The 25,125-nt window shown below is 66.7% G+C and carries 25 protein-coding genes; 10 read left to right on the forward strand and 15 right to left on the reverse strand.

Annotated elements, in window-relative coordinates; genetic code table 11:
- The first annotated feature begins 39 nt into the window (after window positions 1-39).
- The 3 genes from WFK36_RS08945 (at window position 40) to WFK36_RS08955 (ending at window position 2,343) form a co-directional block, all read left to right on the forward strand.
- Window positions 40-1,041 (forward strand): MSCRAMM family protein, encoded by a 1,002-nt coding sequence (locus WFK36_RS08945; RefSeq protein WP_336791387.1) that lies wholly within the window; start codon window positions 40-42, stop codon window positions 1,039-1,041.
- 81 nt (window positions 1,042-1,122) lie between these two features.
- Window positions 1,123-1,725 carry a class F sortase gene (locus WFK36_RS08950; RefSeq protein ID WP_336791388.1) on the forward strand — a complete coding sequence of 201 codons (603 nt, stop codon included), beginning with the start codon at window positions 1,123-1,125 and terminating at the stop codon, window positions 1,723-1,725.
- A gap of 60 nt (window positions 1,726-1,785) precedes the next feature.
- Window positions 1,786-2,343, forward strand: coding sequence for a hypothetical protein (locus tag WFK36_RS08955; protein WP_336791389.1), 558 nt, complete (start codon window positions 1,786-1,788; stop codon window positions 2,341-2,343).
- Here WFK36_RS08955 and WFK36_RS08960 read toward each other — a convergent pair whose 3' ends face one another.
- Together WFK36_RS08960 and WFK36_RS08965 are read right to left on the reverse strand one after the other, a co-directional pair.
- Window positions 2,344-3,972, reverse strand: a complete 1,629-nt coding sequence (locus WFK36_RS08960) for an ABC-F family ATP-binding cassette domain-containing protein (protein ID WP_008377842.1) — start codon at window positions 3,970-3,972, stop codon at window positions 2,344-2,346.
- An 80-nt stretch (window positions 3,973-4,052) separates the two neighbouring features.
- Entirely contained in the window at window positions 4,053-5,090 is a 1,038-nt protein-coding gene (locus WFK36_RS08965) for an FUSC family protein (protein ID WP_336791390.1), read from the reverse strand.
- 90 nt (window positions 5,091-5,180) lie between these two features.
- On the opposite strand from WFK36_RS08965, the gene WFK36_RS08970 reads away from it, so the two are divergent.
- Entirely contained in the window at window positions 5,181-5,963 is a 783-nt protein-coding gene (locus tag WFK36_RS08970; protein WP_336791391.1) for an SDR family oxidoreductase, read from the forward strand.
- The gene (locus WFK36_RS08975; RefSeq protein WP_336791392.1) at window positions 5,960-7,069 is read left to right on the forward strand and encodes a lycopene cyclase family protein; all 1,110 of its coding nucleotides are present in this window, start codon (window positions 5,960-5,962) and stop codon (window positions 7,067-7,069) included. Before WFK36_RS08970 ends, WFK36_RS08975 begins: the two co-directional genes overlap by 4 nt.
- Here WFK36_RS08975 and WFK36_RS08980 read toward each other — a convergent pair.
- The 5 genes from WFK36_RS08980 to WFK36_RS09000 all read right to left on the reverse strand — a co-directional run bounded on the left by WFK36_RS08980 (window position 7,045) and on the right by WFK36_RS09000 (window position 12,337).
- Window positions 7,045-8,187 carry a DUF7373 family lipoprotein gene (locus WFK36_RS08980; protein WP_336791393.1) on the reverse strand — a complete coding sequence of 381 codons (1,143 nt, stop codon included), beginning with the start codon at window positions 8,185-8,187 and terminating at the stop codon, window positions 7,045-7,047. The genes WFK36_RS08975 and WFK36_RS08980 overlap by 25 nt on opposite strands.
- 56 nt (window positions 8,188-8,243) lie before the next feature.
- Window positions 8,244-9,437 carry a DUF7373 family lipoprotein gene (locus tag WFK36_RS08985; RefSeq protein ID WP_336791394.1) on the reverse strand — a complete coding sequence of 398 codons (1,194 nt, stop codon included), beginning with the start codon at window positions 9,435-9,437 and terminating at the stop codon, window positions 8,244-8,246.
- 19 nt (window positions 9,438-9,456) lie between these two features.
- Window positions 9,457-9,816 carry a thioredoxin gene (gene trxA, locus WFK36_RS08990; RefSeq protein WP_008377848.1) on the reverse strand — a complete coding sequence of 120 codons (360 nt, stop codon included), beginning with the start codon at window positions 9,814-9,816 and terminating at the stop codon, window positions 9,457-9,459.
- 29 nt (window positions 9,817-9,845) lie between these two features.
- The gene (locus WFK36_RS08995; protein WP_336791920.1) at window positions 9,846-11,330 is read right to left on the reverse strand and encodes an FAD-dependent oxidoreductase; all 1,485 of its coding nucleotides are present in this window, start codon (window positions 11,328-11,330) and stop codon (window positions 9,846-9,848) included.
- 68 nt (window positions 11,331-11,398) lie between these two features.
- Window positions 11,399-12,337: an NAD(P)/FAD-dependent oxidoreductase gene (locus tag WFK36_RS09000; protein ID WP_336791395.1), complete on the reverse strand. Its 939-nt coding sequence runs from the start codon at window positions 12,335-12,337 to the stop codon at window positions 11,399-11,401.
- Between the two features lie 49 nt (window positions 12,338-12,386).
- Here WFK36_RS09000 and WFK36_RS09005 point away from each other — a divergent pair, with 49 nt between their 5' ends.
- A complete protein-coding gene (locus WFK36_RS09005; RefSeq protein ID WP_336791396.1) occupies window positions 12,387-12,971 on the forward strand; it encodes a helix-turn-helix domain-containing protein in 585 nt (194 codons plus the stop codon).
- Window positions 12,972-13,057: 86 nt separating this feature from the next.
- Here WFK36_RS09005 and WFK36_RS09010 read toward each other — a convergent pair whose 3' ends face one another.
- From WFK36_RS09010 to WFK36_RS09045, 8 genes are all read right to left on the reverse strand, one after another.
- Window positions 13,058-13,852, reverse strand: a complete 795-nt coding sequence (locus tag WFK36_RS09010; RefSeq protein WP_008377857.1) for a histidine phosphatase family protein — start codon at window positions 13,850-13,852, stop codon at window positions 13,058-13,060.
- A gap of 346 nt (window positions 13,853-14,198) precedes the next feature.
- The gene (locus tag WFK36_RS09015) at window positions 14,199-14,537 is read right to left on the reverse strand and encodes a metal-sulfur cluster assembly factor (RefSeq protein ID WP_008377859.1); all 339 of its coding nucleotides are present in this window, start codon (window positions 14,535-14,537) and stop codon (window positions 14,199-14,201) included.
- A gap of 4 nt (window positions 14,538-14,541) precedes the next feature.
- On the reverse strand, window positions 14,542-14,991 hold the full coding sequence (gene sufU, locus WFK36_RS09020; protein ID WP_008377861.1) for a Fe-S cluster assembly sulfur transfer protein SufU: 450 nt from the start codon (window positions 14,989-14,991) through the stop codon (window positions 14,542-14,544).
- Complete coding sequence (locus tag WFK36_RS09025; RefSeq protein WP_336791397.1) at window positions 14,992-16,272, reverse strand: cysteine desulfurase; 1,281 nt, start codon at window positions 16,270-16,272, stop codon at window positions 14,992-14,994.
- 4 nt (window positions 16,273-16,276) lie between these two features.
- On the reverse strand, window positions 16,277-17,047 hold the full coding sequence (gene sufC, locus WFK36_RS09030; protein ID WP_008377865.1) for a Fe-S cluster assembly ATPase SufC: 771 nt from the start codon (window positions 17,045-17,047) through the stop codon (window positions 16,277-16,279).
- Between the two features lie 47 nt (window positions 17,048-17,094).
- Complete coding sequence (gene sufD, locus WFK36_RS09035) at window positions 17,095-18,282, reverse strand: Fe-S cluster assembly protein SufD (RefSeq protein ID WP_336791398.1); 1,188 nt, start codon at window positions 18,280-18,282, stop codon at window positions 17,095-17,097.
- The gene (gene sufB / locus WFK36_RS09040; protein ID WP_008377869.1) at window positions 18,282-19,721 is read right to left on the reverse strand and encodes a Fe-S cluster assembly protein SufB; all 1,440 of its coding nucleotides are present in this window, start codon (window positions 19,719-19,721) and stop codon (window positions 18,282-18,284) included. The genes sufD and sufB overlap by 1 nt, the downstream gene beginning before the upstream one ends.
- On the reverse strand, window positions 19,718-20,485 hold the full coding sequence (locus tag WFK36_RS09045; protein ID WP_008377872.1) for a helix-turn-helix transcriptional regulator: 768 nt from the start codon (window positions 20,483-20,485) through the stop codon (window positions 19,718-19,720). Before WFK36_RS09045 ends, sufB begins: the two co-directional genes overlap by 4 nt.
- Before the next feature lie 81 nt (window positions 20,486-20,566).
- On the opposite strand from WFK36_RS09045, the gene mptB reads away from it, so the two are divergent.
- Genes mptB through WFK36_RS09065 form a run of 4 tightly spaced genes read left to right on the forward strand, consistent with a single transcriptional unit; the run spans window position 20,567 to window position 25,124 of the window.
- On the forward strand, window positions 20,567-22,387 hold the full coding sequence (mptB, locus tag WFK36_RS09050; RefSeq protein WP_336791399.1) for a polyprenol phosphomannose-dependent alpha 1,6 mannosyltransferase MptB: 1,821 nt from the start codon (window positions 20,567-20,569) through the stop codon (window positions 22,385-22,387).
- Window positions 22,388-22,441: 54 nt separating this feature from the next.
- Entirely contained in the window at window positions 22,442-23,386 is a 945-nt protein-coding gene (locus WFK36_RS09055) for an ABC transporter ATP-binding protein (protein ID WP_190243330.1), read from the forward strand.
- The gene (locus WFK36_RS09060; RefSeq protein WP_008377879.1) at window positions 23,383-24,186 is read left to right on the forward strand and encodes an ABC transporter permease; all 804 of its coding nucleotides are present in this window, start codon (window positions 23,383-23,385) and stop codon (window positions 24,184-24,186) included. The genes WFK36_RS09055 and WFK36_RS09060 overlap by 4 nt, the downstream gene beginning before the upstream one ends.
- The gene (locus tag WFK36_RS09065) at window positions 24,183-25,124 is read left to right on the forward strand and encodes a COX15/CtaA family protein (RefSeq protein WP_336791400.1); all 942 of its coding nucleotides are present in this window, start codon (window positions 24,183-24,185) and stop codon (window positions 25,122-25,124) included. Before WFK36_RS09060 ends, WFK36_RS09065 begins: the two co-directional genes overlap by 4 nt.
- Window position 25,125: the final 1 nt, after the last annotated feature.

The following is a 25,125-nucleotide window of genomic DNA, read 5'->3' on the forward strand; positions in this document are numbered from 1 at the left end:
TTCAGACGACGGGATCGTGGGAGCACAGGGGGAGCATCGATGGATCGACGACGCACGCCGCGCGAGCGACGCCGCGTCGCAGCAGGCTCCGTCGGCGCAGTCGTGTCGATCGCGCTCCTGGTCGGCGCCTCGCCGGCGGCCGCCGACTCGACCTGGCCCGTTCCGATTCCGCGACCGCCGGTTCCCCGCACGTTCACACCACCTCACCTCGGAACGCCGTCGGCCACACCGCACACCGGAACCGCGCAGCCGACCCCTCAGACCACCACGCCCGGCAACAGCAGCACGCCGCGCAGACCACGTCTGACACCGTCGACCGCACCGGGCGTGACCACTCTGCCCTCGACGCAGCCGACTGCACCCGTCCCGACGCCGCCGCCGTCAGAGCCGAGCGGTGCTCCGACACTCACGATCACTCCGACGTCCGAACCCACCGGCGACGGCACCGTGTCGGTTCTCGCGCTCGACTCCGACACCGGCCAACCCGTGCGTGGTGCGGCCCTCTACGTCACCGACCGAAACGGGCGACGCACGATCGTCACGCCTAGCAGCATCACCGTTCCCGCAGGTGAGGTCACGATCACCGCGTCCGATGCACCCGGCGGATACCGCTACGAAGGCAGCCTGTTCCGATCCGGACTAGTCGAACCGGGAAAAATCAGCTCGTTCACATTCCAACTCCGCCGCAAACCGGTCGGCGGCGGATCGATCAACGCGGTTGCTCGGAACCGGGTGACCGGGGCGCCGCTGCGCGGGGCTGCGTTCACCGTCGAGACGTGCACCGGAGACTTCATGGACACTGTGTTCACCGGAGCCGACGGCATCGCTCCCCTGGCCGGGCTGCCCGCGGGATGCTATTCGGTGACCGAAACCGGAACACCGACGGGGTTCGTCGACGAGGCCGACACGCGGCGGACGACCGTCGCGAACGGCAGGACTGCCACGGTGACCGTGTACGACCTTCCGACGCATTACCGTGTGGTCCGCGATCCCACCCACCGAGTTCCCGTGAGATCCGTTCCGACCGGCCGTGGCGAGTGAGTGTCCATCATTCAGGTGAACGACCCCGACGGTAACCGACGTCACTCGATCCCCGACATATCCCATGCGAGAGGAGGAACGATGCCCGGACACCGCGCCAGTCTGATCGCCGTTGCGCTCGCCGCCTCGGTGGCGCTGATGGCTGGATGCACGGAGCAGGAGGTCTCCCCCGCGTCGACACCGGCGCAACAGAGCCTACGGCCGCCTGTGACCGCCGAGTCCGAGCATCCCTCGACGCCCGTCGGCCTCGAGATCGACGGCGACAGCGCGCCGACCGATCCCGTCGCGACCGACGCCGAGGGAACCCTCCTGCCGCCGACGGACATCGGGCGGCTCGGGTGGTGGGTCGACTCGTCCCTCCCCGGATCGGGTGCCGGGACCATCGTGGTCGCCGGGCACGTCGACGACATCGCTCAGGGCGAGGGATATGCCGCACGGTTCGCCGATCTGAGCGCGGGCGACACCGTCACCCTGGTGACCGCATCGCAGAAGAGAGTCGACTATCGCGTGACCTCGGTGATCGACGCGCAGAAGCACGGGACCGGCGCCGACGCCGTGCCCTACGACGAGCTGAACCGTCAGACCGGTCCGGAGACGCTCGCATTGGTGACATGCGGCGGACCGTTCGTCGGGCCACCGCTCGGATATCGCGACAACATCATCGCGTTCGCGTCGCCCACGTGACGGGCGGCCCGAGGAATCACTACGTCGGGGACCGACTGTCGGGGAGAACAGAGGTTCATCATGATCACCATCCGTCGCCGCGCGTTCGGTTCCGCTTGCGCGCTCGCCGCAATCGTCGGGCTCGTGGCGGTCGCTGCCCCGGGGCCTTCCGCCGCTGACGAGTCATCGACTGCGACGACGACCACGTCGTCGAGTCCACCGACCTCGAGTTCCACCGCCGACCCGAGTTCGACGGCCCCGACCGGTTCGTCCACATCCACCAGCAGTGAGACGACCACACCGGTGGGGACCGGCACCGTCACCGTGTCCTCACGCGAAGCCGGGACCGACAGACCCCTCCCGGGAGCAGTGGTGCAGGTGTCCGACTCCGCGGGTTTCGACTTCCAGCTGACCACTCCGGCGACGATCACTGTCGCCTCGGGCCGCGTGGGGGTCACCGCTGTGTCCGCGCCTGCCGGCTACCGCTTCGACGGTCACGCGTACGCGACCGGACTCGTGACGGCCGGATCGAACACGTCGTTCGGGTTCGTCCTGGTTCCGCTCGGCACCCAGACGGTCGTCCCCGCCCCGGGTCCGCGGATTCCGATCCGATCGATCCCGACCGGACGGACGTCGTGATCAGGCGAGTTCGATGAGTTCCTGATACTCGTCGGACCAGTGATCCTCGGTGCCGTCCGGCAGCAGGATCACCCGCTGCGGTTCAAGAGCCTCCGCCGCACCGGGGTCGTGGGTCACCAGTACAACGGCCCCTGTGTAGCTCCGCAGCGCCTCGAGGACCTGTTCGCGCGAGATCGGATCGAGGTTGTTGGTCGGCTCGTCGAGCAGCAGCACGTTCGCCGCCGACGACACCAGCCCGGCGAGAGCGAGGCGGGTCTTCTCACCGCCCGAGAGGGTGCCCGCAGGCTGCTCGAGTTGAGGGCCGGTGAACATGAACGCGCCGAGGAGCCCTCGCAGGTCCTGCTCCCCCGCGTCGGGCGCGGCGTGTCGGATGTTCTCCCAGACGGTCGCGTTGTCGTCGAGCGTGTCGTGCTCCTGCGCGAAGTAGCCCACTTTGAGCCCGCGGCCGGGTTCGAGGCCACCGAGATCCGGCTTCTCCACCCCGGCGAGCAGTTTCAACAATGTCGTCTTGCCTGCGCCGTTGAGTCCGAGGATAACCACGCGGCTGCCCTTGTCGATGGCCAGATCGACGCCGGTGAAGATCTCCAGCGATCCGTAGACCTTCGTGAGGTTCGACGCCATGAGCGGAGTCTTTCCGCACGGCGCGGGTTCCGGGAAACGGATGTGCGCAGTCTTGTCGGCGACGCGCACCTCGTCGAGCTCGTCCATCATGCGTTCGGCGCGTTTGAGCATCTGCTGTGCCGCGGTCGCCTTGGTCGCCTTGGCCCCGAGCTTCGCGGCCTGCACACGAAGCGCTCCGGCCTTCTTCTCCGCGTTCGCCCGTTCGCGCTTGCGACGCTGTTCGTCGGTGGCACGCGCGTCGAGATACCGCTTCCAGCCCATGTTGTAGACGTCGGCCTCACCGCGGACCGCGTCGAGGAACCAGACACGGTTCACGACGTCGGCCAGCAGGTCGACGTCGTGACTGATCACGACGAGTCCGCCGTCGTGATTCTGCAGGAACGTCCGCAGCCACGCGATGGAGTCGGCGTCGAGGTGGTTGGTCGGCTCGTCGAGCAGGAGTGTCATATCGGACTTGCCCGAACCGTCGGACGCTGCGAACAGGATTCGTGCGAGTTCGACACGACGACGCTGACCGCCTGACAGCGTGCGGAGCGGCTGTTCGAGGACCCGATCCGGCAGTCCCAGGCTGCTGCAGATACGAGCCGCGTCGCTCTCCGCCTCGTACCCGCCGAGCGCCGAGAAGCGCTCTTCGAGGCGGGCGTACTTGCTGATCGCGCGGTCGCGGATCTTGTCGTCGGCGGCCTCTTCCATCAGCGTCTGCTGCTTGGCCATCGACGCCAGAATCTCGTCGAGGCCACGCGCCGAGAGCACGCGGTCCTTCGCGAGGACGTCGAGGTCGCCTTCCTTCGGATCCTGCGGGAGATAGCCGACCGGTCCCGATGTGCGGATCTCACCCGCATACGGCTGCGTCTCGCCTGCGAGGATGCGCAACGACGTCGTCTTGCCTGCGCCGTTTCGACCGACGAGGCCGATTCGGTCTCCGGGCTGAATGCGCAGTTGGTCTCCGGGCGCCGACAGGAGGGTCCTCGCGCCCGCTCGAACTTCCAGGTCGGTCGCGGTGATCACGAGGGTCCATCGTACGGATTGCGATGGTCGCAGGGCCAATCCTTTGCAGCGAAACGCCACCGTGTGTGACCCGAGACGCATCAGTCGCGGCCGGTGGCCTTCCGTCGGCCCGTCCCGGCGGGAATCATCACGGCGACAGCGACGCCCACAGCGACTCCGATCAGCGTGTCCACTCCTCGCAGCGTCAGCATCTCCAGGGGTGGCGCAGGTGCGGTGAGCTCTGTCATCAACATGATCAGCGGGGTGAAGAAGCCGATCGCAACAGCGTAGTGACGGCTCATGAACAGTTCCGTCGGCCAGAGCAGGAGCACGGCGACGGCGACCACCACTGCAGCGCCCGGTTCGAACGCCAGCAACACGGCGGCGATCAGCAGCCCGGCGAACGTTCCCAGAGTTCGATGACCTGCGCGGACAAGTACCGCGCGGGTTGTCGCATCGCCCGGCCGCGTCCCATCGATCGCTGCGAGCGGGACGGCCGCCGCCGCCATCGCCCAGTTGGCGTGGTCGAAGCCGAGGACCGTCCCGATCGTGCCCGCGACGCCTACGGCGAGCGCATACCGGACCGCGTGCACACGCACCCCAGACGGCGGAGTGCGCAGCAACCATCGCATACCGGTGAGCCACGGCTTTCCGTCGAGCGGATGAGGGAACCCGATCATCCCGATTCCCACGGCGAGCACTGCGGTGGCGCCACAGATCGCGACAGCCAGCGGCGGAGCCACGAGGTCCGGTGGGACGGTCGCGGTGGCGCCGAGCGCGAAGATGAAGAAGAACGGCCCTGCGGGCCGCAGCCGTGCCACGTCGGCTGCGAGCGAACAGACGAGCGCGTACACGGTCTCCACGATCACCAGGACCCAGACGGGCGCCCCGACGTGGGCGAGCGTTACCCCGATCGCGACCCCGACGGTGAGCAGACCCGCTGCCTGCACTTGCCTCACGATCCTCGGACGTCCGGACACACGACGTCCGTACATGCCGGCGAACGATCCGAACACCGCGTAGACCAGTAGTTCTGGCCGGCCGATCAGCAGCAGAACCGACATCGGGACGAGCAGACCGGCGAGGACTCGCAGCGCATGGTGATGATCGTCGCGGTCGGGGCGCACCGTCGCCTTCATCGGAGCCCCTCCCCCAGCGTGTTGCACGAGCGGAGCCTACTCGACCGGACCGCGTCGCCGGCGACTCGCTCGTCGCATACCGTGACTGACATGACTACTTCGAACTCGACGTCATCGACTGACCTGACCGGCCGTTCGGCTCTGGTGACCGGCGGTAGCCGCGGCATCGGGTTGGCCGTCGCAACCGAACTCGCCCGCCGCGGCTCGGCGGTGATCATCACCGGGCGCAAGGCCGACACCCTCGCCGAAGCCGCCGACACGATCCGCGCCGCCGTGCCGAACGCAGTGGTCGGCACCGTCGCAGGCAACACCGGAGACGCCGCACATCGCGCCGAGGCCGTTGCCGCTGCCGTCGCCAACGGCGGCATAGACATCCTCGTCAACAACACCGGCATCAACCCGGTGTTCGGCGACCTCATGCAGGCCGACCTCGACGGCTTCCGCAAGCTGCTCGACACGAACGTCGTCGCTGCGCTCGGGTACATCCAGGAGGCGCATCGCGCGGGGATGGCCGACAGCGGTGGAGCCGTTGTGAACATCGCGTCCGTCGCCGGTCTGCGATCGACCGGCGTCATCGCCGCATACGGCGCGTCCAAGGCCGCGCTGATCCGGCTCACCGAGGAGCTCGCATGGCAGCTCGGACCGGCCATCCGGGTCAACGCCATCGCACCCGGCATCGTCAAGACGAAGTTCGCAGCGGGACTCCTCGCGGCAGGCGAGGACGCCGCCGCGGCGCCGTACCCGATGAAGCGACTCGGCACGCCCGAGGACATCGCCGCCGCCGTCGCCTTCCTGGTCGGCGACGACGCCGCCTGGATCACCGGCGAGACGCTCCGCGTCGACGGCGGCCTGCTGGCGACCGGAGGTATGTGACCGTCGGCCGACCGGCCGACCTGGCTGTTGTCGGAGCCGGCCCGGCCGGTCGGGCGCTCGCCCACCGTGCACTCGCCGCCGGTCTGCGAGTAAGCCTCGTCGATCCTGCGCCGACGAAGCGATGGACCGCGACATATGGCATGTACGACGACGACTGTCCTCCGTGGCTGGATTCAGAGGCGATCGTGGCATCAGCGTCGTCGTTCACGGTCTACACGCCCGACTGCAGGGTGATCGACCGCGGCTATGTCGTTCTGGATTCGGTGCGGCTCCAGCAGTTGTTGTCCATCGAAGGCGCAACAGTCACAGCTGCACGCGCCCGGACGGTATCGGCGACGGCGATCGTCTGCGACGACGGCAGCGTCGTCCGAGCGCGACATGTCGTCGACGCCCGCGGAACGGGACATGTCGACCGCTCCCGGCTGCCCCGTCAGACGGCGGTGGGCGCGGTCATCGACTCGTCTGAGCGGGACGTCGTGCTCATGGACTGGCGGCCTGTCGGTGGCAACGGCGGGCCGTCGTTCAGTTATCGGGTTCCGCTCGGCGACGGTCGCCGACTCGTCGAGGAGACTTGCCTGGCCGGACTGCCGCCAGTCCCGGTCGTCGACCTCGCGGTGCGGAACATAGACCGTGGCGGAACATCCCGGATCGACGAGCACGTCGACTTCCCGATGCTCGTCTCGTCGAGGCCGTGGCGGCTCAGAGCGGGCGATGCGCTCAGATTCGGCGCGGCAGGCGGGCTGATGAATCCGGCAACCGGGTACAGCGTCGCGCAATCACTCGCTGCGGCAGACGTCCTCGTCGACGCCATCGTCGCCGGCAGGGACCCACACCGCGCGCTGTGGACGGGTCGAGCCCGACTGGCCTTCCGCCTGCGCCGGTTGGGCCTCGGCGTTCTTCTGCGACTCACCGCCGAGGAACTCATCATGTTCTTCGACGCCTTCTTCCAGCTCGATCCGCGCGTGCAGCGCGGGTACCTCTCGGCACGCGACGATGCGGCGGGCGTCCTGCGGGCGATGTGGTCGGTCTACCGCCGTCTCCCCGTCCCCTTACGACTGCGGGTCGCGGCACACTCGATCCGTCACATCTGCGAAAGGAAGGTGTAGGCAGCCGATATCTGCTGTTGGGCACTCAGCAGGGTGCCGCCGGAAGCCTCGCCGACGTATCGCCCCACTGCCACCACACAGGAGAATCGCGTCCCTCCGCTCACGAAGCAGGATGCCGTCGACAGGTCTCTCGGACTATCGGCCCTCTTGGCTCCTCCGCTGTCGAACGCGGCGGTGACGTAGTCGCGGAATCCCTGTGCCTGCCGGGGACTCGCGGCGAGGTGCGCCCGAGTTCTGTTCGTCGCAGAGCTGGTGATGCCTGCTGTGGTCATCGCGGCGAGAGCGCGCGGTCCGTTCGAGTGATGGAGTGCCTCTGCGCGTCGTCCGCGGACCACCCGGTCGTAGATCATCCGATCCTTGTCCAGGATCGCGACAGTTCCCCGAATAAGTCCGGTCGGGTCGGGGTTGCGGTCGGTGTCCTCGGGTCCGACTCCGGAGATGAGCTTCGCCTGCTCGGTGTATGCGCGGGCGACAATTCGCTCCGCGTGCTCCTGCTCGGGCGCACGCGCCCGAGTGACGACGATGTACGCGCCGGCAACCGTGATTCCAGTGACTCGGTTGCTCCCGCCGACACGAACATGATCGACGACGCTCGAGTCCGGCATCCCGTCCACGCGGAGACGCCCCTCACCTTGACGGCCCTGATCCTTTCGGGATTCGAGCGCCGCAAGCGCAGTCGCGGCTGCGTCAGCGGCACGATCGCCGGCGAATGCGAGCACAGTGTGATTGAGGCCGATGTCGGATGCCTGATCGTCGGCGGCCACGGTGTAGCCGTGTCGCATCGCCATGAGCTCGGGTACTGAGTCTGCACCGTCGATGACGAAGGTCAGGTTGGTCTCAGCGACGATCGGCATCGTCGGGAATTTGACTCTGGTCAGCTCCGGCTCCACGTCGATCGGAAATACGATGTGGTCCGCGAGGCGGACGGCGCGCAGCCGTGCCCATGCGGCGTCGGTTGTCGCATCGGGAAGAGCCGACTCGCGCAGCGCTCCATATACGCCGACGTCCAACGCTGACGGCGCGCGGACGGGCGAACCGTCCACCGCGCACGCCGTCATTGACGCCGCGGCGACCAGAGCCACGGTGGCACCGATCGATCGACTCACCCGACTACGCATGGGGCGAGCTTAGAGCCGGATCGCCGCGATCGAGAACTGCACGCGACTCGAGCGAGTCACATCGCCTTCAAGAACGTGTAGACGGCCGAGATCTGCTGCTGGGTGTCGATGAGTTCTTTCCCGTACGCTTCGCCGACGTAGTCGCCGACGGCGATGAAACAGCCGACTCGATCGTCTTTCTGGAAGCACTTGGCCGACGACAGGTCGCGGGGGCTGGCGGCCTTGCGTGAGGTGTCGTCTCCGAAGCCCTTGATCAGGTAGTCGCGCCAGCCCTCCGCTTGAGCCGCGCCGGCCGCCCGGTACGCCTGAGTCTGATTGAGCGCGGCAGCAGTGATGCCTGCCTTCTTCAGCTCGCTGTATGCTTCCGGGCCGTTGCCGTAGAGAAGTGCGGCGCCACGCTGACCGAACACGATCTGCGTCGAGACGGTCTGCTCATCGGAAGGCACCCGGATGGTGCCACGGATCAGTCCGGTCGGGTCGGGGTTACGGTCCGGGTTCTCCGGTCCAATCGCGTCCAGCAGCGACTTCTGCTTGTCGAATGCTGTGACGATCGCCCGTTCTCCCCACGCGCGGTCCGGCGAGTCGGCCCACGTGTAGACGACGTATGGGCCGGACTGCGACACCGCGACGAACACGTGCTTGTTGCCGGAGCCGACATTGTGGACCACAACGCTGCCCGGCGGCATGCCGGCGACATCGACGCGCCCACCGCCCGGCTTGTAGTAGTCCTTCGGCTTCGCTGCAACGCCGCCGATCTGTGTGACGGCGTCTCCTGCCGACCGATCGTCGGCGAACCGCATGACGACGTGATTGACGCCGAAGTCGTTGGGGCCGTTCCCTGCCGCCATGCTGAACCCGTACTGGAAGCGTTCCATCACGGGCAGGTCCACCATTTCCGACATCACCAGACCCAGATTCTTCGGAACCACGATCGGCATGGTCGGCATCTTTATGTCCGTCATGCCGGCGTCGATGTCGACGGGGAAGACGATGTGATCGGCGAGGCGCACAGCACGCAGCTTTGCCCACTGACCGTCCGTCGTGGCGGACGGCAGCGTCGCCGCCTGCATCGATCCGTACTTGCCGAGATCAAGGTCCACTGGCCCGCGCTGCGGCGAACCGTCGACTGTGCATCCGGCGAGCACCGCGGCGGTGGCGAGTGCGACGGCGGGGACGACGACTCGTGACAGCATGCGCATGCCCATCATCGTAAGGTCTGCGCCCCACCGCAGCGGTGCTGCGTCCCTCATCCGAACGATGTAACCGGCGCTATTGTGCCTGTCCGCTCTCCCGGATCGCCTTCTCCACGTCGAGTTCCTGGATCTGGCCGATCAGCGACTCGAGGGCCTGCGGAGGCAGTGCTCCGGCTTCGTTGTACACGAGGTGGCCGTCCTTGAACGCCATGATCGTCGGGATCGAGCGAATGCTGGCTGCGGCGGCGAGCTGCTGTTCTGCCTCGGTGTCGACCTTCGCGAACACGATGTCGTCGAACTTCTCCGACACCGCGCTGTACGTCGGCGCGAACTGCTTGCAGGGGCCGCACCACTCTGCCCAGAAGTCGACCAGAACAATCTTGTTGTCGATGATGGTCTGCTCGAAGTCGGAGCCTGTCAGATCAATCGTTGCCATGCCTGAATCTAACAGCTGCGAGCCGCCGACTATTCCGCCGACGTACTGGATCTGCGCGCGGCCGCGATACCCGCACGCCGTCCGAAGAACGTTCCGTCTCCCAAGGACGTACCGCTGATGTATCCCCACGAATGCAGGCCCGACGTCGCGCGGCCTGCACCGTACAGTCCCGGGATCGGTCGTCCGTCGAGGTCGAACACCTCGCCTTCCGTTGATGTCCGGAGGCCGCCGATGGTGAAGACCTCAGCCCCTCCGGAGCTTCCACCGTGCTCCGGGGGCACGATGCCGCGCCTCACGTCGATCGCAGCGAACGGAGATCGCAAAGGCCTGACCCATTCGGGAGCCTTGTGGAAGTACGGGTCGTCACCGTTCTCCGCGTGTCGGTTGTACTCGCCGACGGTCGACACGAGCGACCCGTCGGGCATGCCGATCTCGGCTTCCAGTTCGGCGAGCGTCTCCGCCACATGGTGTGGACGCACACCCCATCGCTCCACTTCGGGCACCGCCTCGAAGGCCTCCTCGTCGAGGATCACCCAGACGCGCAGTCCGTGTTTGAACAGTGCAGCCTGCCCGATCAAGCCCGGGTACACGTCCTCGTTGATGAATCGCCTGCCACGATCGTCGACCACCATGCCCCGGACCGCCATGCCCGGAATCAACGAGATGCCGACTTGGCCCGCAGACATGTGACGGACTGCCCCGCCTGCGGCCTGAGCGAGTGCGATGCCCCGACCGTCGTCGCCTCCGTCGCTGTTGACCGGCAGGCCGACGAGCGCAGGCGCGTGTTCGGCGAGCATCGCCTTGTTGTCGGCGAACCCACCTGTCGTGATGACCACCCCACCGCGCACGCGATAGGTCACCGTCGTGTCGAAGTGTCGTGCGACCACGCCGACGACCTGGTCTCCGTCGACGACAAGACGTAGAGCGACGGTGTCGACGTGCACATCGACAGTCGACTCGGAGACTCGGCGGCAGAGCACGTCCATCAACACCTTGCCGCCGAATCCGTCAGCGGTGACCCGATGACCACGCGGCGCCGGTACCGCCAGGTCCGCGAACGGAAACGCCTTCTCCCCCATCCACATCAGGCCGTCGTCCGTGGGCGGGACCCAGGTCGGAGTCGGCCACAGCGAATCCTTGAACGGCACGCCCTGATCGACGAGCCAATCGAAGTGAGCAACGCTGTTCTCGCAGTAGAGACGCACCTTCTCGGGGTCACAGTCCGGCCCGAGCGCGGCGAGCAGAAAAGCCTCCATAGCGGATGCCGAGTCGTCGAAACCGCATGCTCGCTGCACAGACGTCCCGCCGCCGAGATACATCTCCCCACCCGACAGTGCAGACGATCCACCGCCGCCGCTGCGCTGTTCGAGAATCACCACCTGCGCGCCGGCGGCGTCGGCTTCCAGCGCCGCCGACGCTCCGGCACAGCCGAAGCCGACGACGAGGACGTCGACGTCGTGGTCGAACGCCTCGACCTGATCGACGGGGATGGGACGGACCGAGGACGTGAACATCTGCATCGGCCGATGGTCGCAGTCGGCGTGCGATGACGACTCGCGCCGTCCCGGTGGGCGGGACGGACTCAGACGAGCGCCGCCCGGACGTCTGCGGCGACAAGATCGGCATTGATGGCGATGCCCGCCAGCAGACCCGCGCCTGCGGCGACCGACACCATCGCAGCGAGATTTCCAGCGTTCCCGGCGGTCCAGACGCCGTCGACTCCAGTCGCCCCGGTCGGGTCGGACGGAATGAACTGACCGAACGGATGATCCTGCGGAACTCCACCGAGTTGCTCGAAGAGTTCCGTTCGAGCCATCATCCGCGTGCCGACGACCACGTTGTCGACGTCGTGGACCCGCCCGTCGACCTGAACGCCGGTCACGTCGCGGTCGTGTTCGATCACTCGCTCCACCTCGCCCTCGACGATGCCGACTCCGCTCACCCGCAGCTCCGCGAGTTGCTGTTCGTCGAACTCGACGGCGCCCGCGAAGAGAGTGACGTGCTGACTCAGCTGCGCGAACAGCAGGGACTGGTGGACCGAGCCCATCGACGTGGTGGCGATGACGCCGATACGCCTGCCTCGGACCTCGTAGCCGTGACAATACGGGCAGTGCAGGACGCCGTGTCCCCATGCCTCCTGCACACCTGGAATCCGAGGCAGCTCGTCGACGAGACCGGTGGCGAGCAGCAGTCGTCGGGCGGTCACGATCCGTCCGGAGCCCAAGGTGACGGTGAAGTCTCCGTCCCGCTCGACCGAGATCACCTCGTCGTCGGCGAACTCGACGCCGTAGGACACCGCTTCTCGTCGTCCCTCTGCGACCAACTCTCGGGGCGAGATCCCCTCCCGGCCGATCACGTTGTGCGCGGCGTCCGCCGGCAGGTTCCGCTGTTCTCCCTTGTCCACGACCAAGACCGAGCGCAGTGACCGCCCGAGGGCGACCGCTCCGGACAGTCCGGCGGCGCCTCCTCCCACGATGACTGCGTCGAATCGGGCTCCGATGTTGGCTGTCGAGTTACTCATGTCTCCGACCGTACAACCAAGATTGCCGAATGGGCATACACTCTTGCTCATGACGCAAGAATCGCTTGAGAACGACGTCGACGGCCTGGTCCGAGCCCGGATCCGTGGCCTTCGGGTCGCCCAGGGCTGGACGCTGGACTCCCTCGCCCGTCGCTGCCACCTCAGCCCGTCGACGCTTTCCCGTATCGAGACCGGTCATCGCAGAGTGGCACTCGATCAGCTCGTTCCGATCGCACGGGCTCTCGGAACCACCCTCGATCACCTCGTCGAACCTCTGGACGACCGCGACGTCGTGATCCGACCCGAACCGCATCAACGCCCCGGCGTCGTCACGTGGATGCTGTCCCGCGATCGAGCGGAGAACGGTGTCGTCGTCGCCAAGATGCGCCTCACGCCGCAGCCCGGGGTGGAGCCCGAGCAGCGTGTGCACCCCGGTTACGAGTGGTTCACCGTGCTGTCCGGCACCGTCCGCCTGAGACTCGCGGATCGAGTGATCGACGTGGAGGCGGGCGAAGCGGCTGAATTCTCGACGATGGTGCCGCACGCGTTCACCGCCCACCGCAGGGTCGCCGAGATCCTGACGATCTTCGACAGAGACGGCGAACGCGCGCACCTCACCGCCGGTCAGGGGTGAGATGCGCGCGTAGCGAGGGAGCCGCCCTCCAGATCATCGAGCGGAGTCACCCTCCCGATCATCGAGCGGAGTCGAGATGCCTCAGCTCAGCACGGAGCGAGCGTTGACGGATCGATCATCATCGATCCGGTCGAGATGCAGTCCGGAACGTTCGGAAGCGTCGGGTTGCCGACCCACTCCGTGATCCGCCAACCGTCTGTCGGGTTGCCCTTGAGCACCACGCGTCCGACGTTCTTCATGTAGTCCGTGCCGAGGCGGGCCATGTACTCGCGTCCGTTGGTCGACGCCAGGATCGTGCCGAACATGATGGTGGCGCCATGGGAGAAGACCACGGCGTTCGTCTTGCGCGCCTTCACCACAGCCGCGATCGAATCGGTGAACCGAGCCTTGAACTCGGTACCGCTCTCGGCACCGGGAATACGGGCCGCGAGGTCGCCACGCAGCCACTGCTGCGGCGCCAGCATGTACCCGGTCGGAGCGTCCCGCTCGGGAGTGCCCTCGTAGTCGCCCGCCAGGATCTCGTGGATGCCCGGGAGGACCACGGGATGCTTGAACAGCTTGCGGGCCAGCGGCGCCGCGGTCTGCTGGGTACGAATCATCCGCGAGGCGAACACTCCGTCGAACTTGCGGTCCTCGAGCAGCACTGCAACCTGGCGCGCCTGAGTGCGACCCAGTTCGGTCAGCGCAGGGCCAGGAGTCTTGGTGTCGACGAGGCCCGACGCGTTGCCTGCCGATTCCGCGTGGCGGACGAACGTGATCGTGAGCTCGGGTTCTGCTTCGGCGGGCGCAGCCGGCACGACGGCTGTCGCGACACACGCCGCGGTGGCGGCGGCGGCGACAACGGCGCCCAGGCGAGCGCGGAGTGACTTCTTATGGGTCATGGGGAGGATTCCTTCGGGGCTTGATCAGCACGTCGTTATGACGCGCCTCACATGTTTGCACCAAAAGTGATCCACCCGACGATTCATGCCCGCTGAATGGGATTCATCGGCACGATTATGCGCTTACCGGCGGGTTCTGTGCCTGTCGAACAGTGAATCCCGGGGCACGAAGCTGCCCACGGCCGTCGAACACACCACGGGAGACTATGGATGAAACAGCTTGATGCCGTCCCCTCGGATGTCGACCTTCACACCGACCGTAGACGACGTTGGACTCCGTTGCGTCTGACCAGAGCAAAAAGCCGCCTGAACCACTGTCATGCGGTTCAGGCGGCTATTACGTCCGTCAGACGGTGAAGCCCAGTGCGCGCAGTTGCTCGCGGCCGTCGTCGGTGATCTTGTCCGGGCCCCATGCGGGAATCCAGACCCAATTGATCTCCACGTCGGTGCACAGACCGCTGGAGACCAGTGCGTTCCGCGTCTGATCCTCGATCACGTCGGTCAGTGGGCAGGCGGGCGAGGTCAACGTCATGTCCAGGCGGACCGCCGCCTCGTCGTTGATCTCGAAGCCGTACACCAGCCCCAGATCGACGACGTTGATTCCCAGTTCGGGGTCGACGACGTCGCGCATCGCCTCTTCGACGTCGTCCTCGCTCGGCAGCGAGGTGGTCACGGTATCGGTCATCGGTTCACGCTCCAGTCTGTCCGGCCACGGTCTGGGCGACCGCGTCCTTGAACGCCATCCACCCGAGCAGCGCGCACTTGACGCGTGCCGGGTACTTGCTCACGCCGGCGAAGGCGATGCCGTCGCCGATCAGGTCTTCGTCGCCCTCGTCCTGGCCACGCGACGTCATCATCGTGTTGAACGAGTCGAGCGCGATCATCGCATCGGGGACGCTCAATCCGACGATCTGATCGAACAGAACCGACGTGGACGCCTGCGAGATCGAACAACCCTGACCGTCGTACGAGACGTCGGCCACCTCGCCGTCGACCACGGACACACGCAGGGTGATCTCATCACCGCACGTCGGGTTCACGTGGTGGACTTCGGCGTCGAACGGATCACGAAGTCCACGCCCATGCGGGTGCTTGTAGTGGTCCAGGATCACGTCCTGGTACATCTGCTCCATCCGCATCTAGCGGCCCCCGAAGAAACTCTTGGCGACACCGATCGCATCGGCGAGCTTGTCCACTTCGTCGAGCGTGTTGTACAACGCGAACGACGCGCGGGCGCTCGCTGCGATGCCGAACGTGCGGTGCAGCGGCCACGCGCAGTGGTGACCGACGCGGATCGCGACGCCCTCGTCGTCGAGGACCTGACCGAGGTCGTGCGCATGGATGCCGTCGACGACGAACGCGACGGCACCGCCCCGACGATCGGCGTCGGTCGGCCCGACGACCCGAAGTCCCTCGATCGCGGTGAGACGCTCGAGCGCTCGTACGACCAGGTCGTGTTCGTGGCCTGCGACGGCGTCCATCCCGATCTTCTCGAGGTAGTCGACGGCGGCGCCGAGCCCGACCACCTGCGACGTCATCGGAACGCCCGCTTCGAATCGCTGCGGCGGCGGCGCGTAGGTCGAGCCCTCCATCGTGACCGTCTCGATCATCGAACCGCCGGTGATGAACGGCGGCAGTTGCGCGAGGAGCGACGCACGTCCGTACAGGACGCCGACACCCGACGGCCCGAGCATCTTGTGCCCGGAGAACGCCGCGAAATCCACGCCCAGGGCCGCGAAGTCGACAGCCATGTGTGGAACGGACTGGCATGCGTCGAGCACCACCAGCGCGTCGACGGCGTGTGCACGACGGACGAGTTCCTCGACGTCCGCCACCGCTCCGGTCACGTTCGACTGATGCGTGAACGCCACGATCTTCACCGTGTCGTCCACGTCGAGCGAGTCCAGATCGATCCGGCCGTCCTCGGTCACCGAGTACCAGCGCAGCGTGGCACCGGTCCGACGTGCCAGTTCCTGCCACGGGACGAGATTCGCGTGGTGTTCGAGCTCGGTGACGACGATCGTGTCGCCTTCGCCCAGCGGCTTTCCACCGAGCACGCCTGCGGCCCGTTCGTCTCCGAGCGTATAGGCGACCAGGTTGATCGACTCGGTCGCGTTCTTGGTGAACACAATCTCGTCGACGGCCGCTCCGACGAACCCGGCGATCGCGCCGCGTGCGTACTCGTACGAGTCGGTCGCCTCCTCAGCGAGCTGATGTGCACCTCGATGCACGGCGGCGTTGCGATTCAGCAGGAAGTCGCGCTCGGCGTCGAGCACCTGCAGCGGCCGCTGCGACGTCGCACCGGAGTCGAGGTAGACCAACGGCTTGTCGTCGCGCACCGTGCGGTGCAGGATCGGAAAGTCGGCCCGGACCGTCGCGACGTCGAACGCCGTCACGCCGGACCCCGTTGTGATGGTCATCGGCTCACTTGGCGACGGCAGAGGTGAACCGCTCGTAGCCGTTCTCCTCCAGCTCGTCTGCCAGCTCCGGGCCGGCCGACTCGACGACGCGTCCGTTCACGAACACGTGGACGAAGTCGGGCTTGATGTAACGCAGGATGCGCGTGTAGTGCGTGATCAGCAGGATGCCGCCGTTCTCGCGCTCCGAGTACTTGTTGACACCCTCGCTCACGATGCGGAGTGCGTCGACGTCCAGGCCCGAGTCGGTCTCGTCGAGGATCGCGATCTTCGGCTTGAGGAGACTCAGCTGCAGGACCTCGTGGCGCTTCTTCTCGCCGCCGGAGAATCCCTCGTTCACGCTGCGCTCACCGAACGACGGGTCGATGTCGAGCTCAGTCATCGCTTCGCGGGCTTCCTTGACCCAGTGGCGCAGCTTCGGAGCCTCGCCGCGGACCGCGGTCGCGGCCGAACGCAGGAAGTTCGACATCGAGACGCCGGGCACCTCGACGGGGTACTGCATCGCCAGGAACAGGCCTGCGCGGGCGCGCTCGTCGACGCTCATCTCCAGGACGTCCTCGCCGTCGAGCGTGATGGTGCCCGAGGTGACGGTGTACTTGGGGTGACCGGCGATGGCGTACGACAACGTCGACTTGCCCGAGCCGTTGGGGCCCATGATCGCGTGGGTCTCACCGGAACGGACAGTCAGGTCGACACCCTTGAGGATGTGGATCGGCTCCGCATCGGGGTCGGAGGGGGTCACGTCGACGTGCAGGTCGCGGATCTCGAGAGTCGTCATGTGAAGTGAAGTTCCTTCGTAAGAGTGTGGCTGTGGGGCGAAGGCGCTCAGGCGCCTGCGGTCTCGAGTTCGGCCTCGACGGCCGCCTCGAGTCGCTCGCGGAGTTCGGGGACGGCGATCTTGGCGAGCACCTCACCGAAGAAGCCGCGGATCACCAGACGACGGGCCTGGTCCTCCGGGATTCCACGCGCCTGCAGATAGAAGAGCTGCTCGTCGTCGAAGCGACCGGTGGCGCTGGCGTGTCCGGCGCCGACGATCTCGCCGGTCTCGATCTCGAGGTTCGGGACCGAGTCGGCGCGCGCGTTGTCGGTGAGCACCAGGTTGCGGTTCAGCTCGTAGGTGTCGGTACCTTCGGCGCTCGGCCGGATCAGCACGTCGCCGATCCAGACCGTGTGCGCCTCGCCGCGCTTGTCACCGGACAGGTCGCCCTGCAGGGCGCCCTTGTAGGTGACGTGCGAGCGGCAGTGCGGCGCCGAGTGGTCGACGAGGAGGCGCTGCTCGAGGTGCTGCCCCGCGTCGGCGAAGTACAGGCCCCAGAGTTCGGCGTCGCCGCCGGGAGCGCGGTACTGCACGTGCGGCGACAGGCGGACCAGATCGCCTCCGAGGCTGACGGCGAAGTGGCGGATCGCGGCGTCGCGTCCGACCGAGATGTGGTGAGCCGTCACGTGAACCGCGTCGTCGGCCCAGTCGTGGACGTTGACGACCGTCAGATGCGCGCTGTCGCCGACGACGAACTCCACGTTCTCACCGATGGTCCCGCTGCCGCGCTGATCGAGAACGATCACGGCCTTGGAGAACGGCTCAGCGTGGATCTGCAGGTGGGTGTAGGCCACCTCGCCCTCGCCGGGTCCGTCGAGCGTCACGAACACAGGTTCGGCGACTTGAGCTTCCTTCTTCACCGTCAGCACGGTGGCCGAGGTGAAGGAGGAGTAGGCCTGGGCCGCGATGCGGTCGAACGGGGTGCCGCCCGTCCCGAGGCGCGCGTCGTCGCGGCCGACGGTCTCGACGGTCACGCCGTCGAACAGTTCGGTGACCGCGTAGTCGACCGACGTCGTGGCCTTCGCCGAACCGTCGTGGAGTCCACGCAGGCGGCGGAACGGGGTGAACCGCCACGCCTCTTCACGCTGTGCGGGCACCTCAAACGCGTCGACGTCGAACGAGCTGAACATCTCGCCCTTGTTGACGACGACGCTTCCTGCGCCGGCGCCGGGAGCGGTGGTCTCGAGGTCTGCCATCAGCCGACCGATCCTTCCATCTGCAGTTCGATGAGCCGGTTGAGCTCGAGTGCGTACTCCATCGGGAGTTCCTTGGCGATCGGCTCGACGAATCCGCGAACGACCATGGCCATCGCTTCTTCTTCAGTGAGGCCGCGGCTCATCAGGTAGAACAGCTGATCGTCGCTGACCTTCGAGACCGTGGCCTCGTGGCCCATCGTCACGTCGTCCTCGCGGATGTCGACGTAGGGGTAGGTGTCGCTGCGGCTGATCTGATCGACCAGCAGAGCATCACACTGCACCGTGGAGCGGCTGCCGTGTGCGCCCGGGTTCACCTTGATCAGGCCGCGGTACGACGAGCGTCCGCCGCCGCGCGCCACCGACTTCGAGACGATGTTGCTCGAGGTGTACGGCGCGAGGTGGACCATCTTCGAGCCGGTGTCCTGGTGCTGGCCCTCGCCTGCGAACGCCACCGAGAGCACCTCGCCCTTGGCGTGCTCGCCGGTGAGCCACACGGCCGGGTACTTCATGGTGACCTTGGAGCCGATGTTGCCGTCGACCCACTCCATCGTCGCGCCGGCCTCTGCCTTCGCACGCTTGGTGACGAGGTTGTAGACGTTGTTCGACCAGTTCTGGATGGTCGTGTAGCGGCAGCGACCGCCCTTCTTCACGATGATCTCCACGACAGCCGAGTGCAGCGAGTCGGACTTGTAGATCGGCGCGGTGCAGCCCTCGACGTAATGGACGTACGCGTCCTCGTCGACGATGATCAACGTCCGCTCGAACTGACCCATGTTCTCGGTGTTGATGCGGAAGTACGCCTGCAGCGGGATGTCGACATGGACGCCCTTGGGGACGTAGATGAACGATCCGCCGGACCACACTGAGGTGTTCAGTGCGGAGAACTTGTTGTCACCGGCGGGGATGACGCTGCCGAAGTACTCCTGGAACAGTTCCGGGTGCTCGCGCAGTCCGCTGTCGGTGTCGAGGAAGATGACGCCCTTCTCCTCCAGGTCCTCACGGATCTGGTGGTAGACGACCTCGGACTCGTACTGCGCGGCGACGCCGGCGACGAGGCGCTGCTTCTCCGCCTCGGGGATGCCGAGCTTGTCGTAGGTGTTCTTGATGTCCTCGGGGAGGTCCTCCCACGATTCCGCCTGCTTCTCCGTGGACCGCACGAAGTACTTGATGTTGTCGAAGTCGATACCCGACAGATCGCCGCCCCAGCTGGGCATCGGCTTCTTGTCGAAGATCCGCAGAGCCTTGAGGCGCTGCTCCAGCATCCACTCCGGCTCGTTCTTCTTCGACGAGATGTCGCGGACGACAGCCTCGGACAGACCGCGCTGAGCGGCGGCGCCTGCGTCGTCGCTGTCTGACCAGCCGTATCCGTAGCGGTCGAAGGAAGCGATCGTCTCTTCCTGGGACAGCTGCTGCGGTGCGGCGGGATCGGTGACCGTCATCGGGGGACCTTTCCATCGGGGTTGTCGGCGGCGCCGGGCTGAGCGTCCGCCTTCGGGTCTGACGTTTTCGTGTGAACCGCGGTGGCGATTGTGCTGACCGGCACGTGAGTGCTGCAGACACAGTCACCGTTGGCGATCGTCGCCAGACGTTGAACGTGGGTGCCGAGCAGTTCAGTGAAGGCAGCCGTCTCCGCTTCGCAGAGTTCCGGGAACTCTGCGGCGACATGCGCCACCGGGCAGTGATGCTGGCAGATCTGCACACCGTTCCCGACCTGGCGGGTGTCTGCGGAATAGCCTGCACCGGTCAGCGCGTCGGCGATCTGGTCGACGGTCGCGATGACCGAGCCGGACTCACGGACGGGTTGAACCTTCGCGACGATTCCGTTCACGCGCTCGCGCGCGAACTTCTCGACTGCTTCCTGCCCTGCGATGTCACGCAGCGAGCGGATGGCCGCTCCGGCGAGATCATCGTAGGCGTGACGCAGCTTGCCGCGACCTGTCGGGGTCAGCTGGAACCACTTGGCTGGGCGACCTCGGCCGCCCTTGTTGAATCCGGCTGGCGCGAGATCCACGTCGCCGGAGTCGGTGAGGTTGTCGAGGTGACGTCGGACGCCCGCGGGACTGATCCCGAGACGTTCGGCGATGTCGCTCGCCGTCATCGGCCCCTCGTCGACCAGCAGAGACACGACTGCCGCGCGGGTCTGGCCGTCTGCGCCAGCCCCTTCCGCGTGCTGCTGCCACTGCAGCTGCTTCGAGTCGGTCATGCTTTTCACAACACAAGTGTGTCTTAATTGATTCCCCTCTTCCAGCAAGGGTGACCTAAGCCTCTACGCTGTGCGAGCCGCATGCGTTCACCCGCCCTCGCCGAACTCCAAGCACCGGGCCGCTACAGTCGTTCTGTGCCGGAACTCCCCCTGTTGCGCCGCGGCCTGGACTATCTGGGCCTGGCCAAGCCGCCCGTCGAGCGTTCCGTCGACGACACCGGCGACTACGGCTCCCGTCTTGCCCGGATGCACGACGACGAGGCCGAAGTCGGCCCGCTGAACGCGTACGAGAACAAGCGACTACGACGCATCCAGCTGTTCGGGACGACGGGCACCGTCCTGATCCTCATCGGTTCGCTCGGCACGGGCATGCTCCCGGTGCTGCAGAATCCGATCGTCGGCACCCGAATCCTGTCGCTCCCGTCCCGCATGTACTCGACGGCGTTGACCGTCTCCATCGGCGGCATGATGATGCTCGTCGTCGCCTGGCTCCTGCTCGGCAGATATGCGATCGGCAGGTTCTCCGTCGAAGTGGCGGAGGGCCGGAGCCCGGCGCGGCGCATGTCGCGCAGGCAGGCAGACACCACGCTCATCATGTGGATCACTCCGCTGCTCCTTGCGCCTCCGCTGCTCAGCAAGGACGTGTACTCCTATCTCGCGCAGAGCGCGATCGCCTACAAGGGCATGGACCCGTACACCTACAGTCCGATGCGCGGGCTCGGCGTCGACCATCCGCTGACGCTGTCGGTCCCGAACCTCTGGAAGGACACGCCTGCGCCGTACGGTCCGCTGTTCTTGTGGATCGGCGAACATGTCACGGCCCTGACCGGCGACAACATCACGGCCGCCGTGCTCCTGCATCGCCTGATCGCACTTGCCGGCGTCGCGATGATCGTCTGGGCGCTCCCCCGTCTCGCTCGCCGCTGCGGCGTCTCGACAGTTGCGGCTCTCTGGATCGGTGCTCTCAATCCGCTTCTGATCCTTCATCTGATCGGCGGCATCCACAACGAATCGCTGATGCTCGGCATGATGCTCGTCGGCATGGAGTTGTGCTTCCGGGCAATCGAAGGCTCCGATCCACTACGCCGACCGTCCGGGCCGCTCCCTTCCCGGGCCGGTTGGATCCTGATCGGCGGCGCCGCCCTGATCGCCGCGTCGGCCATGATCAAAGTCGCGTCGATGCTCGCGCTCGGCTTCGTCGGGATCGCTCTCGCTCGACGATGGGGCGCCACGCTCCCGGCCTTGAGACACGCCCCGATCGGTCAGTGGTGGACTCGATCGAAGACGTCGATCATCGCGCTCAGCAAGTCCGCGTCGATTCTGCTCGCCGTGTCGGCGATCGTCATCGGTGGAATCGGCACGGCGACGGGCCTCGGCTTCGGGTGGACCGGAACGCTCAGCACCGGAGGAATCGTCCGTTCGTGGATGTCGATGCCCACCCTGCTCGGCGTCGTCTCCGGCCGCGTCGGACTGTGGCTCGGGCTCGGTGAGCAGACACAGGCGATCCTCGACATCGCCCGTCCGATCGGCCAGGTGATCGCGGGAGTCTTCGTGATCCGTTGGCTGCTGGCGTGCCTCGCGGGTCGCGTCCACGCGCTCGGTGGTCTCGGCATCGCGATGGCGACCTTCGTGGTGTTCTTCCCATTCGTGCAGGCCTGGTACCTCCTGTGGGCGATCATCCCGCTCGCCGCCTGGGCCACCACCCGCTGGTTCCGCCTCGGCACCGTGATCATCTCCGGGATCATGTCCGTGGTCGTCATGCCGACGAGTTCGGACACTCCGCCTCTGACTGTCGCGCAAGGCCTGGCCACCGGAGTTCTGATGGTCGGCGTGGCAGCCACCGCGTTCTTCATCGACAGTCCGATTCGAGTCTGGTTCAACCGCCGCCGACACAAGGTGTGACACACGCCGCGTCGGTCGCACCCGGCACCGTCCGTGGGCCGCGTCTGGCCTAGGCTGGCAGGCGTGCCCGAACCGTCAGTCTCCTCCGTCGCCCTGAGCATCAGTGGGCTGGTCAAGCGGTTCGACGACGTCGTCGCCGTCGACGGCCTCGATCTTGAACTCCGAACCGGCGAGGTCCTCGCGCTCCTCGGCCCGAACGGCGCGGGGAAGACGACAACCGTCGAGATCTGCGAAGGCTTCGGCGCTCCCGACGCAGGCCGCGTCGAAGTTCTCGGACTCGATCCGATCGCCGACAACGACGCCCTCCGCAGCCGCATCGGTGTCATGTTGCAGGGCGGCGGCGCCTACCCCGGCGCGAAGGCAGCCGAGATGCTGCGACTGTGCGCTTCGTACAGTTCCGATCCGATCGACCCCGACTGGCTGATGGACGTCCTCGGCATCGCCGATGTGGCGACCACGCCCTTCCGCAGGCTGTCGGGAGGGCAACAGCAACGGCTGTCGCTTGCGTGCGCGCTCGTCGGCAGGCCCGAGCTGGTGTTCCTCGACGAACCCACCGCAGGTCTCGACGCCCACGCCCGCATCATGGTCTGGGAGCTCATCAGTCGCCTCAAGTCCGACGGCGTGTCGGTCCTGCTGACCACCCACCACTTGGATGAGGCCGAAGAGCTCGCCGATCACATCGTCATCGTCGACCGCGGTCGCGTCGTGGCGTCGGGGACGCCCGCCGACCTGGTCCGCCGTGACGCCGAGGGCCAACTGCGTGTCACCGCAGAAGGACTCGAGGCGGCGGAGCTCGAGAAGGCACTACCCGACGGCTTCTCCTGCAGGCGCTCACCTGCGGGGGACGTCCTCGTCGCAGGCGACATCACTCCAGGCATCGTCGCCGCTGTCACCGCGTGGTGTGCCGAGCACGACATTCTCGTGACGAGCCTCGCGGTGGACACCAACTCCCTGCAGGACGTGTTCCTGGAACTCACCGGCCGCGAGGTACGTGCATGACCGACCAGACCACCACACCGAACCGCTTTCCGGCGGGCACCTTTGCCCCGGCTCCGTCGCCCGCGCCGCTCACCGCCATGCTCGCGGCACAGACGCGGATGGAGCTGACCCTGCTGTTGCGCAACGGCGAACAGCTGCTGCTCACGATGTTCATCCCGATCACCCTGCTGATCGGCCTGTCGATCCTGCCGATCGACACCGGGTCGGGTGACACCCCGGCTGCACGAGCGACGACGTTCGTGCCGGCGATCCTGGCTGTCGCGATCATGTCGACGGCGTTCACCGGGCAAGCCATCGCGGTCGGTTTCGACCGCCGATACGGCGCACTCAAGCGACTCGGCGCCACCCCGATACCCCGCTGGGGAATCATCGCGGGAAAGTCGTCGGCGGTAGCCATCGTCGTCGCTCTGCAGGCCGTGATCATCGGCGGCATCGGCGCGGCCTTCGGTTGGCGACCGAGTGTCGGAGGGCTCGCGCTCGGCGCGGTCGTCATCGTTCTCGGCACTGTCGCGTTCGCGGCGCTCGGGCTTCTGCTCGGCGGCACCATGAAAGCCGAAGTGGTGTTGGCCCTCGGCAATCTGATCTGGTTCGTCCTACTCGGAGTCTCCAGTCTTGTCGTCTTCGACGAGCACGTTCCGGCGGCCGTCCATTGGGCCGCCAGGTGTACACCGTCCGGTGCGCTCACCGAGTCCCTGACGCAGGCGTTGGCCGGCTCAGTTGATCTGTTCGGCATCGGCGTGCTGGCGGCGTGGGCCGTCGTCGGCGGCGCCCTCGCAGTGAGGTGGTTCCGGTTCGAATGAGCACTCAATCGTTGTCGCAGTCGTGGGGAGGCTTCCGCGCCCCGACGCGCGTATTCCTGTACAGGTGGGCGATCGCCAACCTTGCCGCGAACATCCTGCTGGTCGTGACCGGAGGCGCGGTCCGCGTGACGGACTCCGGTCTCGGATGCCCGACGTGGCCGCAGTGCACCTCGGGGTCGCTCACACCGCATGCGGCGATGGGCATTCACGGCGTGATCGAGTTCGGAAACCGAATGCTCACGTGGGTGCTGGTCGTGGTCGCCGTGGGCGCCTGGGTCGCCGCGATGCGCTACCGACCGATGGATCGCCTCGCTCGTCGTCTCGCGACCGGTGTGGCTCTCGGCGTGCCGCTTCAGGCGGTGGTCGGCGGCGTCACTGTCCTCACCAACCTCAATCCGTGGGTGGTCTCGTTCCACTTCCTGGCGACGATCCTGATCATCTCGCTGGCTACCTGGCTCGTGTTCCACACCAACCCCGCCCGCGAGCACGACACCGCGCCCGATGCTCCCGCAGTCGTCACGCGGTTGGCGATCGCCGCGTCCTGGGTCGTCTACGCACTGACATGGGTGACCATCTATCTCGGGACGGTCGTGACCGGGTCGGGGCCGCACGCCGGCGATATCAAGTCGCACCGCAACGGTCTCGAACCCACTCAGTCCACCCAGCTGCACGTCGATGCGGTGTGGACGCTCGTCGGTATCTCGATCGGGCTGATCCTGGTCACCGTCGTCGCGAAGCTCCCGTCGCGGCGTGCGGCGATCACGTTCGGAGGCGTCATCGTGCTGCAGGGGCTGATCGGCTACATCCAGTACGCTGCGGGCCTGCCCGAGTGGATGGTCGTCCTGCACATGTTCGGAAGCGCCCTGCTCATGGTGGGCGCCACCTACCTGCTGGTCTCCGCGACCCGGTCCACGGAGTCCACCGCGACGAAGGCCTGAT

It is taken from the genome of Gordonia malaquae (assembly GCF_037148075.1).
GTDB lineage: Bacteria > Actinomycetota > Actinomycetes > Mycobacteriales > Mycobacteriaceae > Gordonia > Gordonia malaquae.

Excerpts from the sequence above, each read along its gene's own strand:
- WFK36_RS08945 (WP_336791387.1), top strand. The coding sequence starts at position 40 with ATGGATCGACGACGCACGCCGCGCGAGCGACGCCGCGTCGCAGCAGGC.
- WFK36_RS08950 (WP_336791388.1), top strand. The coding sequence starts at position 1,123 with ATGCCCGGACACCGCGCCAGTCTGATCGCCGTTGCGCTCGCCGCCTCG.
- WFK36_RS08955 (WP_336791389.1), top strand. The coding sequence starts at position 1,786 with ATGATCACCATCCGTCGCCGCGCGTTCGGTTCCGCTTGCGCGCTCGCC.
- WFK36_RS08965 (WP_336791390.1), bottom strand. The coding sequence starts at position 5,090 with ATGAAGGCGACGGTGCGCCCCGACCGCGACGATCATCACCATGCGCTG.
- WFK36_RS08970 (WP_336791391.1), top strand. The coding sequence starts at position 5,181 with ATGACTACTTCGAACTCGACGTCATCGACTGACCTGACCGGCCGTTCG.
- WFK36_RS08980 (WP_336791393.1), bottom strand. The coding sequence starts at position 8,187 with ATGCGTAGTCGGGTGAGTCGATCGATCGGTGCCACCGTGGCTCTGGTC.
- WFK36_RS08985 (WP_336791394.1), bottom strand. The coding sequence starts at position 9,437 with ATGAGGGACGCAGCACCGCTGCGGTGGGGCGCAGACCTTACGATGATG.
- trxA (WP_008377848.1), bottom strand. The coding sequence starts at position 9,816 with ATGGCAACGATTGATCTGACAGGCTCCGACTTCGAGCAGACCATCATC.
- WFK36_RS08995 (WP_336791920.1), bottom strand. The coding sequence starts at position 11,330 with ATGTTCACGTCCTCGGTCCGTCCCATCCCCGTCGATCAGGTCGAGGCG.
- WFK36_RS09000 (WP_336791395.1), bottom strand. The coding sequence starts at position 12,337 with ATGAGTAACTCGACAGCCAACATCGGAGCCCGATTCGACGCAGTCATC.
- WFK36_RS09005 (WP_336791396.1), top strand. The coding sequence starts at position 12,387 with ATGACGCAAGAATCGCTTGAGAACGACGTCGACGGCCTGGTCCGAGCC.
- WFK36_RS09010 (WP_008377857.1), bottom strand. The coding sequence starts at position 13,852 with ATGACCCATAAGAAGTCACTCCGCGCTCGCCTGGGCGCCGTTGTCGCC.
- WFK36_RS09015 (WP_008377859.1), bottom strand. The coding sequence starts at position 14,537 with ATGACCGATACCGTGACCACCTCGCTGCCGAGCGAGGACGACGTCGAA.
- sufU (WP_008377861.1), bottom strand. The coding sequence starts at position 14,991 with ATGCGGATGGAGCAGATGTACCAGGACGTGATCCTGGACCACTACAAG.
- WFK36_RS09025 (WP_336791397.1), bottom strand. The coding sequence starts at position 16,272 with ATGACCATCACAACGGGGTCCGGCGTGACGGCGTTCGACGTCGCGACG.
- sufC (WP_008377865.1), bottom strand. The coding sequence starts at position 17,047 with ATGACGACTCTCGAGATCCGCGACCTGCACGTCGACGTGACCCCCTCC.
- sufD (WP_336791398.1), bottom strand. The coding sequence starts at position 18,282 with ATGGCAGACCTCGAGACCACCGCTCCCGGCGCCGGCGCAGGAAGCGTC.
- sufB (WP_008377869.1), bottom strand. The coding sequence starts at position 19,721 with ATGACGGTCACCGATCCCGCCGCACCGCAGCAGCTGTCCCAGGAAGAG.
- WFK36_RS09045 (WP_008377872.1), bottom strand. The coding sequence starts at position 20,485 with ATGACCGACTCGAAGCAGCTGCAGTGGCAGCAGCACGCGGAAGGGGCT.
- mptB (WP_336791399.1), top strand. The coding sequence starts at position 20,567 with ATGCGTTCACCCGCCCTCGCCGAACTCCAAGCACCGGGCCGCTACAGT.
- WFK36_RS09060 (WP_008377879.1), top strand. The coding sequence starts at position 23,383 with ATGACCGACCAGACCACCACACCGAACCGCTTTCCGGCGGGCACCTTT.
- WFK36_RS09065 (WP_336791400.1), top strand. The coding sequence starts at position 24,183 with ATGAGCACTCAATCGTTGTCGCAGTCGTGGGGAGGCTTCCGCGCCCCG.